The sequence below is a fragment of the Plantactinospora solaniradicis genome (assembly GCF_042658085.1).
Classification (GTDB): Bacteria; Actinomycetota; Actinomycetes; order Mycobacteriales; family Micromonosporaceae; genus Plantactinospora; species Plantactinospora solaniradicis.
The window spans coordinates 482,111-497,576 of record NZ_JBHSPR010000007.1; the positions used below are offsets into that span (position 1 = coordinate 482,111).

The following is a 15,466-nucleotide window of genomic DNA, read 5'->3' on the forward strand; positions in this document are numbered from 1 at the left end:
AGCCGACCTGGACGAGTTGGTCCGGGCCGGTCATCCCGCACACTCCGTGGATGGTCGAGAGGAATTAGCGGGTCCACGGTCTGCTACGCGGAAAGCGCTCCTTTCCCAGCAACGCGCGGGTCTATGACATCGCCACCAATGTGGCGAGCGTGGGACCGCCGACGTCGCCGCCCGCGACCACCACGTCGAAATCGTCGGGATCTGCCATAGGCTCGCGAACACCACACAAGGGAGGACCTCTTCGAGTAGGCCGATCGTCACACATGGCCAGAGCCACTACAAGAAACGCGATTCAGATGTCAGCGGGCCCCCAGCAGGCCGCCATCGGCCGTATCGGCCGGCGCGGCGGCATCAGTCGGATGACCGCCACCCCCCAAATAGGGCGCCGCTGTTGCCACATTTGGGGGAAGTGACAACCCGTCACTCCACGCGATCGTGTGAGCATGACCGGACTGAACGATCCTGCCGACCAGGCACGAGGCCTCGCCCGTACGCGCGACCCGGAGCACGGGGGCCGGTGACATGAGCCGCACGCGAATGATGGTGCTGACAGGGGTGGCGCTCGTCGGAGTGGTGGGAGCGGCGGGGTTCATCGTGATCAACAACCGGGCCGACAGCACGGGGGTGAGCCCGGTGACATCGGTGTCGACGGGGACTGCCGACGTGCGTCGGATGGACATCGCGGAACGCCAGACTGTCACCGGGACGCTGGGACACAGAGGGACCTACACCATAATTGCGCCCGGTCCGGGAGTCCTCACCCGGATGCCGGCGGTCGGCCAGGTGGTGAGCCGCGGCGGAACCGCCTACGAGGTCGACGGGGAACCCGTCGTGCTGATGTACGGCGGGCGCCCCTCGTGGCGGACCCTCGAACTCGGCATGACCAATGGCGCCGACGTCAGGCAACTGGAAACCAACCTCAAGGAACTCGGCCACGGCGACGGGCTGACCGTGGACACGCGCTTCAGCCTCGCGACCTACTCCGCGGTCCGCCGCTGGCAGCGAGCAGCCAACCTGGCGGTGACCGGTGACGTTCCACTCGGGCAGATCGTGTTCATGCCCGCCGCGGTCCGGATCGGCAGCCACGACCTACAAGTCGGCACTCAGGTCCAGCCGGGCGCGACGGTCGCGCACGGCACGAGCAATGAGCCCGCGGTCACCATCCAACTCTCGCCGCAGCAACTACCCAGCGCCAAGGTGGGCGACTCGGTCAGGGTGACTCTGCCCGACGGCAAGACCCAGGCCGGGGCGATCACGAACATCGGTGCCGTGACGACGGCCGCCGGCGGGTCGGAGGACAGCACGGGCACCGAGAGTGAATCGACCGTGCCGGTGACCGTAAAGGTGAACGGTGCCGTCACCGGCTTCCTGGACCAGGCACAGGTCCAGGTCGCGATCACAGTCGAGTTGCATCCCAAGGTCCTCGCCGTGCCGATCACCGCGCTCAACGCCCTGCCCGGCGGCGGGTACGAAGTGATCCTCGTGGAGGGCAGCGCCACCCGACGCGTTCCGGTTGAGACCGGGCTGTTCGACGAAGCCATTGGGATGGCCGAGGTGAGCGGGCCGGGCCTGGCCGAAGGTCAGAAGGTGCAGGTCCCTAGTGACGACGCATGACGTGCCACGCAGCACCCTACGCGCCCGGGACCTCCTACCAACCGGCACGCTCGGACTCCGCTCGCGCAAGCTCCGAGCGCTGCTGTCCGGACTCGGCATCGCGATCGGCATTGCGTCGATCGTCTCGGTTCTCGGCGTCACCCGGTCCAGCCAGTCCGACCTGCTGGCCCAGATCGACCAGCTCGGCACCAACCTACTGACCGTCAGCAACGGACAGGACGCGGGAGGTACCGAGGCAATCCTTCCGACCACCGCCACCCCGATGATCCGCCAGGTCTCCAACGTCCAGTCCGTGGCACCCACCGCCAAGCTCGCCACCGCGAACGTCTACCGCAACAACCACGTGCCCGCCGGCCAGACCGGCGGGCGCTCGGTACGGGCATGCGACGCCTCACTGCTCACTACCCTCGACGGCTCGCTGCTCGCCGGCAAGTTCCTCGACGACGGCCCCTTCCCCATGACCGTCCTCGGCTACGAAGCAGCCCGCAGCCTTGGCATCAGCGACGTCAGTGGCAACGAACGGGTGTGGCTCGGGAACCGCTGGTACAGCGTCATCGGGATCCTCAAACCGTTCACACTCGCACCGGAGATCGACCACGCCGCCCTCGTATCGTTCGCCTCGGCCGAACACCTCCTCGGCTACGACGGCCACCCCAGCCGTCTCTACCTACGCGCCGATTCCGAACACGTCAGCAACGTTGCCAATCTCCTCGCCCCGGTAGCCAACCCAGTAGATCCGCAACGGGTCCAGGTCAGCCGGCCGTCGGACGCGCTCACCGCCCAGCTCGCCGTGGAGGAGTCGGGCGCCGGTCTCATCCTCGGACTCGGCGCGATCGCGCTACTCGTCGGCGCGATCGGCATCGCCAACGTCATGGTGATCTCCGTGTTGGAACGGCGTACCGAGATCGGCCTGCGCCGGTCGCTCGGCGCCGCGCGCAGCCACGTCGCGGCGCAGTTCCTCACCGAGTCTCTGGTCCTTGCCACCCTCGGCGGCATCGGCGGCATCGTCATCGGCGTGGTGGTGACCATGACCATGTGTTTCTACAGCGGCTGGACGGTGCTGATCCCGCCCGAGGCGCTCTGGGGTGGACTCGCCGTCTCGATCGCCGCCGGCGCGATCGCGGGCCTTTATCCCGCGCTGCGGGCCGCGAACATTCCACCCACCGACGCCCTGAGGACGACCTGAATCCAGTCTGTCCAGCCTCTGCTGATCGGCTCAGGTCAGCTCACACTCCTTTCGCATCGGGGGCATCGGCAGCCAGGCCGGTGCCCCCGATGCCGCGTTCTTGGCATTTTTCATGAGGTTCGATGGAGCAGCGATGGCGCCCCGGTGAAGGCGGCGGTTCAGCCTGATATCGCCCGTCCATTCGAGCAATGCACCGTGCAGAATTCAACTCGCGATCGGGTCCCGATCGCACCCCGACCGGGGAGGCCCTGACGAGAGCAGCCGACATGGACGTTGTCACCGCGATCCTCACCCGCAGGAGTGAGCGGTATTTGACCGAGCCGGCCCCGGACACCGACGAGTTCGCCGACCTGTTGAAGGCGGCCGCCACGGCGCCCGACCACGGACTACTGAGGCCTTGGCGCTGGATCCTGGTACGCGACACCGAGAGGGTCGCGCTCGGCGCGTGTTTCGCCGCCGACGCGGGCTCGGACCGTCCCGACCAGACGTCGGCGAAGGCTCTGCGCGCTCCGCTGCTGGCGACGCTGGTCTTCCAGCCCCGGCTCGGGCATAAAATCCCAGAGTGGGAACAGCTCGCCGCGACGAGCTCGATGAACCATGCGTTGATGCTCCTGCTCCACGCCAGGGGCTACGGGAGCATCTGGCGGACCGGGGCGTTCACCGACTCGCCGAGCGCCCACCAGCTCCTCGGCCTGCGGCCGGACGAGCGGCTGCTCGGCTGGCTCTACATCGGCACCCCGTCGCGAGAGCAGGCACTTCCGCCGCGGGCGCCGGAGGATTTCAGTGACAAACTGTCCTCATTGGAGCTCGACGGCTTTTTCCGATCCGACCTTGCCGTAGCACCACAATCCAAGTGAAGCGATCGGGCCCGGAGCCTGACCAGGGATGGTGCGGTTACGGTCGAGGCCGGCGCCGCCCCGCTCGCGCGGGGTGACGCCGGCCTCCGACGCGTCGCTGCCCAACACTGCTCAGTGGACGGACCGCACTCCTCTGGCCGCGCCCGCCGCACGGGACTTCCGCAGATCACTGGTGAGGTTGACCCGCTTGAGCCAACGGTCCGTGCCGTCGTGCCGGGCCTTGAAGGGCTTCCTGCCATGGACCACCCGGTAGTTGTCCAGGAAGCAGAAGTCGCCGCCCTCGAGCCTGAGGTCGAACATCAGCTCGTCCATTGCCTTGGTCATTTCGTCCAGCGCCGACCGCGCCTCTTGATCCTTGGAATCGACGCTCATGAAATACGGGTCGGCCCGGATATAGGGTCGGTTCGGATCGCCGAACAGTACCGCGACCCGGTCAGGGTCCCGCTGCATCTTCTCGATGTCGTCGAAGGCCTCCATGCCTGGCTCCGAGTTGTTCTTGGCCAGGTGGGACTCGTCGGGGCGAATGCTGAACCGCTCCTGGAACAGCACCTCCTTGACGGCGTCCGGCAGGTCCAGGCTGTCCGCGTAGCCGACCGTTGTCGCCGCACCGTAGGGGTTGCGGAGACAGGCGAACGACAGGAAGTCTCCGCGCAGGGGATGGAAGGCGTCCTCGGTGTGCCAGGTCAGCAGCGACTCGCTGCTGGAGCCCAGTTGCTCGTTCTCGTGCCCCTTGATCGGGACGACGTCGTGGACCAGCCGACCGTCCTGCTGGGTTGCCCAACTGAACGGGTCGCCGAGCAACGAGCCGTACAGGATGAGGAGCAGTTCCTCCCGGTGCGCCGGGGACCGCCGCGGTCGATCCCGCCAGTGCCCAGGGGTTTGTCCGAGGCGGTCCTGGTCGACGACGTAGCCCGAGATGCAGAGCACGCCGGACATCTGCTCAAGACGGAAGGCGTTGAGGTGGCTCCGGATCCTGGCCGGCAACTGGTGGGCAACCACGGTGGCCCGGTGCAGCGCCGCTTCGGTGTCGAGCCGCTCGAACTCCGCCTCGTACTCGTCCAGCAGCTCCGTCACCTCGTCCAGTTCGGCCTGGTCGAGCTCCAACCTGTCCATGCTGACGATCCTCTCCTACCAGTTGACGATCGGGGTATTGCAGGTGCGCCATCGAGATGCACTCTCCGGCCCGGTTGAGAAGGCGTCTGTCAGATCCAGATCCTGACCAGGCGCCTTCGACATCGACATCCGCACATGATGCTTTACTTCGTGCTCTGCGCTGCGTCGCGAACGCTAATTCGCAACTCTTATCCGGGCGATGGCTGCCACTACAAGCAGCACCGTCAGTCAGAGTAAGAGCCGATCCGTTATCGAGGCATTTTAATGAGCTGCCTTTGTAATCCCATCGTCACACCTACCGCCGTTGCCCGACAAGAGTCGCTATTCGATCTCCAGGGCGGCACCATCGGCACCCCATTACCGGTCAGACACTCTGGCCCACGCGAAACGTCTATTGAGATCGCATGACCCGGGCCCATGGCACCGGCGGGCCCACCGACCACGTCAGCCGCCCCAGGTGGACAGCTCCTGCGTCAGGCGGTCCAGGCCCTCGACGAGCTTGTCCGTCGGTCCACCGAAACCGAGCCGGATGTGTTCGGGGGCTCCGAAGGAGGATCCCGGAATGACCAGGACGCCGCGGCGCTGGAACAGGTCGTCGCAGAAGGCGTCGGTGTTGGACAGGCCGTTCAGCCGGGGAAAGGCCGCGACGCCACCCATGGGGAGCGAGACCGATATCTGGTCGGCGTGCGCTTCGGCCCACTGGCCGAAGATCTCGCGGTTGACCTTTGCCTGCTTCAACCGAGGCTCCAGGAACGCGTCGGCGTTCCTCAGGACCCGTAGCGCCAGAAGCTCGATGAGCGGCGCCACGTGCAGGGTGGTGTAGTCACGGATGCGCACGCAGTCGGTGAGCACCTCGGGGGGCGCGACGCACCAGCCGAAGCGCAGGCCCGGCAGCCCGAACGCTTTGGAGAAGGTGCCGAAGTCGATGCCGCGGTCGTACAGCGTGGCGACGTTCGGAAGTGGCTCGGTGTCATAGACCATGCTGGCGAACGCCGCGTCCCACAGCAGGTAGGCACCGACGCTGTCGGCGATGGAGACCATGCGCCGCAGTTCCGGCTCGGTAATGGACGTTCCGGTCGGGTTCTGGGGAAAGTTGACGATGATCGCACGGGTGCGGTCGGTCACCAGTGCGGCCAGTTCGTCCAGGGACGGCCGAAAGTCCCGGGCAGGGTCGAGCCGCCAGACGCGGGGTTTACAGCCGAGTCCGACGGCGAACTCCACCAGCAGGTGATAGCCCGGTTCGACCACCACGACCTCGTCACCGGGCTGGAGCAGGGCCATGAGTACCAGTGAGATGGCCTCGCTGGAACCGTTGGCGGTCATGACCCGGGCCGGGTCGCCACTGCCCCACCGCCCGGCGATGACCTCTCGAAGCGCCGGAGCCCCGACGGAGTAGCCGTCATCGAAGACCAGTTCGTCCAGGTCCGTCTGCCGCAGGCCGGTCATCGCCCGCAGTTCGGCCATCGAGTACGGTTGGACGCCGCTGGAGCTGATGTCGATCTCCGCGCTGAAGTAGTAGTCGCGGAGCCAGTCCTCCAGCGGCGCTGACCGCAGTCTCATGGGCTACTCTCGTTCTTGGCCAGGAACTCAACGATCGCGGAATTGACCTCGGCGGGGCGTTCCAGATAGCCGAAGTGGCCACACGACTCGATCTCGACGAAGTCGCAGTTCGGGATGGCCTCGGCGACCTCGGCGCCCAGATGTGGAGGAGTGACGAGGTCGTCGGCGAAGGCGATCACCCGGCACGGCGCGGTCACCCCGCGCAGTGCCTCCCGCCGATCCCCCGAGACGTCGACCCACGCCTGACCCGGAGCCGGTTCCTTGCCGCCCGCAGACTGGCGCATCGTCTCCAACCAGGAGGCGGCCGCCTCCTCGTCGTTGAGGGTCGCGGGCGAGAGCATCTCGAATGCCATGACGCTGGCCCGGAAGTCCGGCGGAAGCTCTATCCCGCTCTCGGCCAGGGCACGATAAGCGCGGGCGTGGGCGGCCCGGGCCGGATCCGATCGGGCCTTGGTGGACATGAGGACCGCGCACCGGACCAGCTCGGGCCAGCGGATCGCAAGTTCCTGGGCGATCACCGCGCCCAGGGAGGTGCCGACGATCCGGCAGGGAGCGGCGCCAATCGCCTCGATGAGACCTTTGGTGTCGGCCACCATGTCGTCGATCGAGTACCGCCCCGGAGGCGTGTCCGACGGTGGGACACCCCGATTGTCGAAGGTGATCGCCTGATAGCCGGCCGCGGCCACGGCCGGGGTCTGGTGCAGCGTCCAGACCCGGCCGCTGGCCGACGAACCCATGATGAACAGCACACGTTCACCCCGGCCGTGCCGGTCGAACGCGAGCCGAATGCCGTTCGTGAAGACGTGGGGCATGGTGGCGGAGCGTCATTCCCCGTCGAGCGCGATGCGCAGACTCTTGGGCCGCATGTCGGTCCAGGTCTTGCGGAGATACTCGTCGCACTCCTCCTTGGAGGCATGCACCCCGGTCTCGGTCCAGCCGCCCGGAACCGGAAGGTCTCCGGGCCACAGCGAGTACTGCTCCTCGTCGTTGATCAGCACCTTGAATCGCGCCTCGGGCGATTCGAAGTCGAAGCTCACCGTCCGCACAACGTCCTCCTGATTTCTCGCTACCAACGCCATTCACGCTGACCGAGCAGGTGCTCGGCCTTGACACCGTTGTCGGCACACCAGGCGAGGAATATCTCGATCTGCTTGAGCTGGAAGGAGTCGGGGGTGTAGCTGGTGGCCATGACGTGGCCCAGCCAGTCCTCCTCGCCCATCGCGTAGATGTACGCCTCGCCGACGCCAAGCTCGGTGACAATCGCACCTGCCTGCTCGGCGTTCGATCCGGAGAGTTTGCGGGAGTCGCTCATCTTCTTGGTTACCGGCTTGGTCAGCAGGGCCTGGTACAGCCAGGTCAGCGGCGCACCATCGCACTCCATGCCGAGGAACGCCATGTCCGCGGTGCCAAGTTCGCCACGGATGTAGCGGTAGAGCCTCGGGTCGATGCCCGACGAGTCCGCACCCACGAAGATGGATCGACCCGCCATCTCGACCCAGTAGGTGGACTTGCCACGGATGTCGAGGTCGGCCTGCTCGCCAAGGAACGGCGTCGCGGTGACCTTGCCACCCGGGAACTGCACCTCGTCGAAGTCGTCGACCTCGGTGACCGGCAGACCAAGGTGCCTCAGGTAGAGCCCGAGCGAGGGGTCGCACAGGTTGCCCCGGGAGGACCTCGGTACGACGATCGTGCCGACCCGGCCGCGCAACTGCAGCAGCGTCTCGAGCACGATGTGGTCCTGGTGCCCGTGGGTGATCAAGATGACGTCGATGTGATCCGGTAGGTCGTTGAAGAGGAAGCGTCCGGTCGAGTTGGTATCGGCGTTGACGAACGGATCGGTCAGGACCGTGGCCTCTGGCGACTGGATGGCGAGGCAGGCGTGCCCGAAGTAGCGCACCCGGCCGCCGGACTCGATGTGCCGGTCCGGGGACTGGCTGCACTCGTCGGTGAGCAGCCCATCGAGCTGACGGGCCTGGTCGTCGTCGAGCTCCAACGCCTCACGCAGTCGGGCCAGGGTGGTGGGTCGGACCCGAGCCTGGAACAGCTCCTGTAGCCCCGGGTGCCGGAACGGGATGCGCAGATCGAGCACGTCCGGCGACGACAGTCGCGGGGTGCTCAGGATGAAGGGCCGCTCGTACCCGGGCTCGATGGAGATCTGGACCGACTGCCGGTCCTCCATGTAGGCCCGACTCTTGTAGACGATCGGCTCCATGAACCGCAGCGTCGCCTGGTTCTCGGTGTCGTAGGCGATCTCCACCAGACCACCGAGCTCGCTGGGCAGCTTCGGGTAGAGCGGCGTCAGGTCGAACCCGTTGGCCTCCTGCCTGACCAGGGCCTCGGCCTCCGAAATCGCCTCGGCGAACCGCAGCATGTGCGCCCGGTCCCGTTTGATCGCGTTGACCAACTCGCGGACCTCGCCGCTGCGGGCCTCCGGAATGTTCACGAAATAGCCGCCGCGCAGGTCCGGGTTGCTGCTGGCCGCCTCGTGAACCTGTGGTGCCTGCAGATACGATTCGAGCATCGGCAGCTGAAGAAATGCCAGATTCATCGCTGCCTGAACCGGCGCCACGGTGTGGTGCCAAGCATAGAAGCCATCGACCAACGGCTCGATGATGACATTCGGCCGAAGAAAGCGCTGTTGCTCACTCATGCGTGCCCCTCATTGAAGCCTGTGTGCACCGAGTCCCGGATCATGTTCACACGCCGTCCGCAGGGCCTTCAAGGGCCGCTAGCGGTCTGCCAGAACGGCTCCAGTGGGCCTCCACAGAGACCGCTGGCCGTCGATATCTGGTCCGGGCGCGAGTCCGCGCATTACCGAGGTTGCAGTGTTGGGGTGCAGCGTTCGTCAAACGCCGCAACGTGCTGACCTGACTGTTGGATCGGCTGTTCCGGGTCTGGGGCAAGCCTCGTCCGTACCCAGGCTCCGCAACCTCCCACCGCCCTGGACCTGACCGTCAGGTCCAGGTGACCACCGTCCGGTCGTCGATGTATCCGAGCAGGAACGAAACCGCCGTACGGTTTCCACGGCTCGCGTCGACCGCATGCACGTGCCGGCCGTTGAAGACGTAGATGTCGCCCGGTCGGATGTCGAGCCGGATCTGTTCGAAGTCGGTCAGTGTCTCGGGAGGGTAGGAGAACCCGGTGTGCTCAATATCCAGCCGCCGCCTGGTCTCGTCGTCCGGCCGGATGTTCCAGAGCACCAACCGCCCGCCCTCCTCGTGCTCGATGCACATGTTGACGGCACAGATCTCGTAATCGAGCACCTGCTGCGCCTCGAAACCCGCCTGCTGCGGATCCCGGCACTGAGCCGCGTCCTCGTGCGGTTCGAGGGAGAAGTCGCCCTCCTTGTTCCAAGCTCTGATCAAGGCCGGGCAGGCCTTTGCGCCGCTCATTTCGGCGAGCCGCAGTGACGCGCCCTCGCGGGCCAACTCCTCCGCCAGGACCGACCGGAACCAATGCCACGGAGAGTCGGTCACGTCGAGCACGTCCATGACGTGAGGCGTTTCCGCCGCCGATTCGGCGAGATAGGTGTCTATGGGCTTGTTCCAGTGGTAGGTGCCCACGTGGTACGACGGCTCGCCGGTACGTCGCCGGAGCGCGGGACTGTTCCAGAACTTGGCGACCATCTCCTTCTGCGCGGCGACCGGAATCACGTCACGGAATATCACCCCGAAGCGCCGGCCCTGGAGTACGTCGACCACCAGCGCCGGATCGAACTCGAGGTATTCTTCGAAACGGAAGAATTGACGGTCCATCCGCACCCCGGTCAGCGGAGCAAATCCTTGGGACGTCATAGGAAGCACCCTTCCTTCTGCCAATGGCCCCACACTCGCATAGCGCCGGGAAGCCGGACAAGGACCGCCACCACGCCGTCAGAGCAGCCCCATCGAGCCACCATTGAGATGTCAAGTAGGCGGGGTCCCCCCAAAAGGAGGCACGGCCCGATCTACCTTTGGGGGATGCGGCGTGGGGTGTCAGCGGCCACCGTGGAAGCATGCCAGTGCTCGAGTTGCGTGACGTCCGCAAGATCTACCCCGGTGAGCCGCCCGTCGAATCGGTGCGGGGGGTGAACCTCAGTGTGGAAGCCGGCGACATGCTGGCCATTTCCGGCGCCTCCGGCTCGGGGAAGTCGACCCTGTTGAACCTGATGGCGGCACTCGACCGCCCGACGCACGGTTCGGTCCGGCTGGACGGCCATCCCGTCGAGGAGCTCAGTGATCGCCAGCTCGCCGGGCTGCGCGCCCACCGGGTCGGCGTGGTCTTCCAGCAGTTCTTCCTACTCGAGGCGCTGAACGCGGTGGAGAACGTCGCCAACGGGTTGCTCTACCGAGGCGTGCCCGCACGCGAGCGGCGGGCCGCGGCAACCGAGGCGCTGCAGCGGGTCGGCCTCGGGCACCGAATCCGCCACCGGGTGACCAAGCTGTCGGGCGGGGAACGTCAGCGGGTGGCCATCGCGCGGGCGGTGGTGGGCAAGCCGGCGATCGTCTTCGCCGACGAGCCCACCGGCAACCTCGATTCCGGCAATGGCCAGGAGATCATGGAGCTGATCGGCGACCTCAACCGGGCCGGCACCACGATGGTCATCGTGACCCACGAGAAGGCCGTCGCGGATGCCTGTCACTCCCGCGTGGTGATGCGCGACGGCCTGCTGGTGGACTGATCACTGGTCGGTCTGCAGCGCCTCGCCAAGCGGCACCAGCCCCTGCTGCAGACCAAAGATCGCCGCCTGGGTGCGATCTTGCAGGTTCAGCTTGGTCAGGATGCTGGAGACGTACGACTTCACCGTCTGCTCCCCGAGCGACAACGCGCGCGCAATCTCGCGATTGGACCGCCCTCGCGACAGCGCGGCCAGCACCTCACGTTCGCGAGTCGACAACCTCTCCAGCGGACCGTCGCCGTCCCGCTCCCGCAGCCGGCGTACGAGCAACGCGGCCACCCCCGGCTCCAGCACACTGCCGCCCGCGGCGGCGGCCCGGACCGCCTCGGTCACCCGGTCGACCGCAGTGCTCTTCGGCAGGTAGGACAAGGCTCCCGCACGGACCGCCTTCATCGCCCGTTCCTCTCCCGGATACGAGGTCAGCACGATTACCGCCGGCTGTTCGTCGTACGACCGCAAGGCGTGCAGCACTCCGATGCCGTCCAGCACCGGCATCATCATGTCCAGCAGTACCACGTCGGGCGTCAGCCGCCGGATCTCGGTGAGCGCGGCTGCGCCGTCGGCCGCCTCGCCCACGATCTTGAAGTCGGGTTCCTGTTCCAGTACGAACCGCAGTCCCTGGCGGACGACCTCGTGGTCGTCCACGACCAACACCTTGATCACTTCATCCCCCGTACCACCTGCCCTGGCGAGCCGGTCCTCGCTGACCTCGGGCCTGCAGGACCTGCCGGCCGGCTTCGGAGTCGACCCAGGCTACCTGGTCGACCGGACGAACGGGACGGATCCGTCGCCCGCACCTCGCGCCGTCGGCGCTGTCGCATGGTCCAACACGTCGGGATCGGCCAGCGCCGACGGAGTCGGTACCCAGTGGCGGCCATGTGTAATCGACGGCGATGCCGGCCCGCTGCCCGCGCCGGAACGCTGGCGACCCGCGACGGCGGTACGGCCGCCACCGCGAGGTCGATCGGCCGGTCGAGCGTACCCACGCCGCATATCGCCGCAGTCCTGGCCGCGAACCCGTCCACGTTGCTCAGGTGGACGCCCACCGTGCCGGATGAGCGCGGGTGCCACGGAGGTTCCGGTCAGCCGGTGCCGAGGACCGCCGCCTTCTTCACGCGATCTCCGACTCGATGAACCGAGCCAGCCGGGACGTCCCCTCCTCGATCTCCGTCGCGGTCAGGTAGCTGGTCGACAGCCGGATGCCGTGCTCTCCGCCCCCACCCGGATAGAAGTAGGACATTGGCGTCCACAGGACCCCGAAGTGTTCGGCCGAGCGGGCTAGCGCCGCGTTGTCGGCGAGGAAGGGCACCGAGGCGGTCAGGAAGAATCCGCCGGTCGGCCGGTTCCACGACACGCCTAGTGCGTCCCGGCGCGCGGCGGGCAGCCGCCGGTCGAGGTACTCCAGCATGAGCCGCATCGTCTCGCCGTAGTGGGTGGCCGGTCCGGCGTTGAGGGCGGCGACCCGCCCGTCGGCGGCAAGCAGCGCGCCGGCCACCGCCGCCTGACTGAGCGGTGAGGTGTTCACCGTCACCATGCTCTTGATCTTGGACAACTCGTCGGCGAACAGCCCGGTGTGCCCGTCGGCGTCGACCACCTGCTGGTCGGCGACGACGAAGCCGACCCGGGCGCCGGGGAAGATCGTCTTGGAGAAGGAGCCCAGGTGGACCACCCGGCGTCCGACGTCCAGCGACTTGAGCGTCGGCAGCTGGGTCCCGGGGCTGACCAGCCGGTAGGGGCTGTCCTCGATCAGGAGGACGTCGTAGCGCGCGGCGATGTCCAGGAGTGCCCGCCGGGCCGGCAGGCGCACGGTCGTACCCGCCGGGTTCGAATGGTCCGGGATGACGTACAGCGCCTTCGGCCGGCGTCCACGCGCGAGTTGCACCTCGATCGCGTCCACGACGTCGGCGGGCGACAGCCCGTCCGGCCGCTCGACCACCGGCACCACCTCGATGTCCAGCAACCGTGCGGCGCCGCTGATGCCGACGTAGCACGGGCTGGAGACCATCAGCACGTCGGTCGGCCCGGAGATCAGCGCCCGCAGGACGAGCAGCATCGCCTCCTGCGCGCCGACGGTGACCACGATGGACTCCGGCGGCACGTCGATGCCCTCGTCCGCGCGGAGCGAGTCCGCGATCAGCTCGCGAATCTGCCCGGCGGTCGGGCCGTACTGGTACATCAGGCTGCGGATCTGGTCCGGTGTGCGCCCCTCGTTCTCCAGATGCTTGAGGTACCGCCGGATGTGGTCGAAGATCTGCTCGGTCGAGAAGAACTTGTCGTGCGGTCGTCCGGGCGCGAACGAGATCGCCTCGGGGTATCGCATCGCGATCTCGTTCAGGAAGTTCATCGTCTCCATGAGCGGATCGGAGAGGCTGGCGTGCAGATCCGCTCGGTGCAACACGGCCCGGCGACGTCTCGGCTCGGACTCCTGCACCAGATCCGGTCCGGCATCGTCGAGCGCCGCGATCCCGGCGAGTGACATCGCATCGACGAGCTCGGCCCGCAGGATGTCGAGCACCTGCGCGACACCCGCCTGCTCCCCTACCGCCAGCCCGTGCAGTACCGGGCGTCCCAACAGGACGGCGTCCGCACCCAGCGCAAGGGCGGCCAGGACGTCCGCGCCCCGGCGTACCCCGCCGTCCAGCAGGACCGGGCACTTGCCGGCCACCGCGCTGGCGATCTCGGGCAGCACGCTGAGCGTCGGCGGCGCACCGTCGAGCTGACGACCTCCGTGGTTGGATACGACGATGCCGTCCGCGCCCGCCGTGATCGCCTGGACCGCGTCCGCGGCGGTCAGGACACCTTTCACCATGATCGGCAGGTCGCTGATGGAGCGCAGCCAGTCGATGACGGACCAGTCGAGCGCCGGGTCGAACTGGGCCCTGGCCTGCGCACTGGGCGACGCGTAGTCGCCCGGGGGAAGGTTCGCCGGCCGTACGGTCGGCGGCAGCGTGAACCCGTTGCGCTCGTCGCGCAGTCGCCGCCCGAGATACGGGGTGTCCGCGGTGACCATCAGCGCCTCGAAGCCCGCGCGGCCGGCGCGCTCCACGAGGTCCCGGGTGATCGCGCGATCCCGGAAGCAGTACACCTGCAACCAAAGCGGCGCGGTGGCGGCCGCGGCCAGCTCCTCGAAGGTACGTCCGGCGAACGTGCTCACCACGACGGGGACACCGGCCTCACCCGCCGCCCGTACGGTGGCGAGTTCGCCGTCCGGATGGGCCAGGGTCTGATAGCCCAGTGGAGCCACTCCGAACGGTGCCGCCCAGCGACGACCGAGGATCGCGGTGTCGATCTGCGGCGTACCGTTGCCGGCCAGGACCGTCGGGCGCAGCCAGACGCGGTCGAAGGCGTCCCGGTTCGCCGTGAGGGTGCGTTCCTCCCCCGCACCGCCTTCGATGAAGTCCCAGACCGCCGGCTCCAGGTTCAGCTTGGCGAGACGGGCGAGTTCCGCGAGGGTCAGCACGTTCACTCGGCTACGATCCGATCCCGTTCGACAGCCTCGTAGAGGGCCCTGATATTCGCACTGCCGAAGCCCCGGGCACCACGGCGCTGAATGAGTTCGTAGAAGAGCGTGTTGCGCGGGTGCGGGGAGCGGGAGAAGAGCTGGAGCAGGTAGCCCCACTCGTCGCGATCGGCGAGTACATGGGTTTCGCGTAGGTCGGCGATCTCCAGGGTCATGTCCCTCAACCGCTCGGCGAGCGCGTCGTAGTACGCCCCCGGCGTGCTCAGGAACTTCACGCCACGGCTGCGGTAGTCACGTACCGCCGGCACGATCTCGTCCACCAGGAAGGCCAGGTGCTGCACTCCGGCACCGCCGTTGCGGGCCAGGAAAGCATCCAACTGGCCGGCGTCGCGGTCCGCGACCGGTTCGAGGAGGGTGAAGGTCACCGAGGCCGCGGGGTTACGCACGACGATCGAGTCCATCGCCTGGTTGCCGACCTCGATGTACTCGCTCGAGTAGCGCTCGAAGCCGAACCCCTTGAGGTAGAACTCCGCACAGTCCACCAGGTCGCCGGCCGCGAGGCACACCGCGATGTGGTCCAGCTTCCTGACGTGCCCGCCCTGGTCGACGGCCTCGACAGGTGTCCACGACAGGCCGGCCGGCCAGTCCGGAGCCGATGCGGGCAGTAGCGTGTGCCGGACCGAGCCAAAGCCCGAGACACCGTCCGGCCCCATCGGACGGGCACCCGCGCCGAGCGCCAGGTCCCGTACCGCGGCAACGTCGTCACAGACGAACGCGATATCGGCCACGCCATCGCCGTGCCGGTCCAGGAACTCGGTCGCAATCGCGCCTTCGGTGACCATCAATAGGACGTCGCCGCACTCGAGCAGGGTGGACTCCGCAGACTCCGCCCGCGCGTACGCGACCTCGGCGAACCCGAACGCGGTCGAGAAGTAGTTGACAAGAGAGGCTCGGTCACTGGAATAGAGTTCGATATGACCGATACGCAGGACCGTCATTGATAGCCTCCTACGGGAATA

At 67.3% G+C, this 15,466-nt stretch carries 13 protein-coding genes; 4 read left to right on the forward strand and 9 right to left on the reverse strand.

What is annotated here, in order from left to right; genetic code table 11:
• The first annotated feature begins 522 nt into the window (after positions 1-522).
• The 3 genes from ACFP2T_RS08155 (at position 523) to ACFP2T_RS08165 (ending at position 3,657) form a co-directional block, all read left to right on the forward strand.
• Entirely contained in the window at positions 523-1,614 is a 1,092-nt protein-coding gene (locus ACFP2T_RS08155; protein WP_377419299.1) for a peptidoglycan-binding protein, read from the forward strand.
• Positions 1,601-2,800 (forward strand): ABC transporter permease, encoded by a 1,200-nt coding sequence (locus tag ACFP2T_RS08160; protein WP_377419301.1) that lies wholly within the window; start codon positions 1,601-1,603, stop codon positions 2,798-2,800. Before ACFP2T_RS08155 ends, ACFP2T_RS08160 begins: the two co-directional genes overlap by 14 nt.
• A 266-nt stretch (positions 2,801-3,066) precedes the next feature.
• Positions 3,067-3,657 carry a nitroreductase family protein gene (locus tag ACFP2T_RS08165; protein ID WP_377419303.1) on the forward strand — a complete coding sequence of 197 codons (591 nt, stop codon included), beginning with the start codon at positions 3,067-3,069 and terminating at the stop codon, positions 3,655-3,657.
• Positions 3,658-3,768: 111 nt separating this feature from the next.
• Here ACFP2T_RS08165 and gntD read toward each other — a convergent pair whose 3' ends face one another.
• The 6 genes from gntD to ACFP2T_RS08195 all read right to left on the reverse strand — a co-directional run bounded on the left by gntD (position 3,769) and on the right by ACFP2T_RS08195 (position 10,124).
• Complete coding sequence (gene gntD, locus ACFP2T_RS08170; RefSeq protein WP_377419305.1) at positions 3,769-4,770, reverse strand: guanitoxin biosynthesis L-enduracididine beta-hydroxylase GntD; 1,002 nt, start codon at positions 4,768-4,770, stop codon at positions 3,769-3,771.
• A 444-nt stretch (positions 4,771-5,214) separates the two neighbouring features.
• A complete protein-coding gene (gene vioD, locus ACFP2T_RS08175) occupies positions 5,215-6,330 on the reverse strand; it encodes a capreomycidine synthase (RefSeq protein WP_377419307.1) in 1,116 nt (371 codons plus the stop codon).
• Positions 6,327-7,142 (reverse strand): alpha/beta fold hydrolase, encoded by an 816-nt coding sequence (locus tag ACFP2T_RS08180; protein ID WP_377419309.1) that lies wholly within the window; start codon positions 7,140-7,142, stop codon positions 6,327-6,329. Before ACFP2T_RS08180 ends, vioD begins: the two co-directional genes overlap by 4 nt.
• 12 nt (positions 7,143-7,154) lie before the next feature.
• Positions 7,155-7,376 (reverse strand): MbtH family protein, encoded by a 222-nt coding sequence (locus tag ACFP2T_RS08185; protein WP_377419311.1) that lies wholly within the window; start codon positions 7,374-7,376, stop codon positions 7,155-7,157.
• 20 nt (positions 7,377-7,396) lie between these two features.
• A complete protein-coding gene (locus ACFP2T_RS08190; protein WP_377419313.1) occupies positions 7,397-8,980 on the reverse strand; it encodes an MBL fold metallo-hydrolase in 1,584 nt (527 codons plus the stop codon).
• A gap of 304 nt (positions 8,981-9,284) precedes the next feature.
• Positions 9,285-10,124, reverse strand: coding sequence for a 2OG-Fe(II)-dependent halogenase WelO5 family protein (locus ACFP2T_RS08195; RefSeq protein ID WP_377419315.1), 840 nt, complete (start codon positions 10,122-10,124; stop codon positions 9,285-9,287).
• 206 nt (positions 10,125-10,330) lie between these two features.
• On the opposite strand from ACFP2T_RS08195, the gene ACFP2T_RS08200 reads away from it, so the two are divergent.
• Positions 10,331-10,990, forward strand: a complete 660-nt coding sequence (locus tag ACFP2T_RS08200) for an ABC transporter ATP-binding protein (protein ID WP_377419941.1) — start codon at positions 10,331-10,333, stop codon at positions 10,988-10,990.
• Here ACFP2T_RS08200 and ACFP2T_RS08205 read toward each other — a convergent pair whose 3' ends face one another.
• The 3 genes from ACFP2T_RS08205 to hppD form a co-directional block, all read right to left on the reverse strand.
• Positions 10,991-11,632, reverse strand: coding sequence for a response regulator (locus ACFP2T_RS08205; RefSeq protein ID WP_377419317.1), 642 nt, complete (start codon positions 11,630-11,632; stop codon positions 10,991-10,993).
• Positions 11,633-12,098: 466 nt separating this feature from the next.
• Positions 12,099-14,453: an aminotransferase class I/II-fold pyridoxal phosphate-dependent enzyme gene (locus ACFP2T_RS08210; RefSeq protein WP_377419318.1), complete on the reverse strand. Its 2,355-nt coding sequence runs from the start codon at positions 14,451-14,453 to the stop codon at positions 12,099-12,101.
• Positions 14,450-15,445 carry a 4-hydroxyphenylpyruvate dioxygenase gene (hppD, locus tag ACFP2T_RS08215; protein WP_377419320.1) on the reverse strand — a complete coding sequence of 332 codons (996 nt, stop codon included), beginning with the start codon at positions 15,443-15,445 and terminating at the stop codon, positions 14,450-14,452. Before hppD ends, ACFP2T_RS08210 begins: the two co-directional genes overlap by 4 nt.
• Between the last annotated feature and the right edge of the window lie 21 nt (positions 15,446-15,466).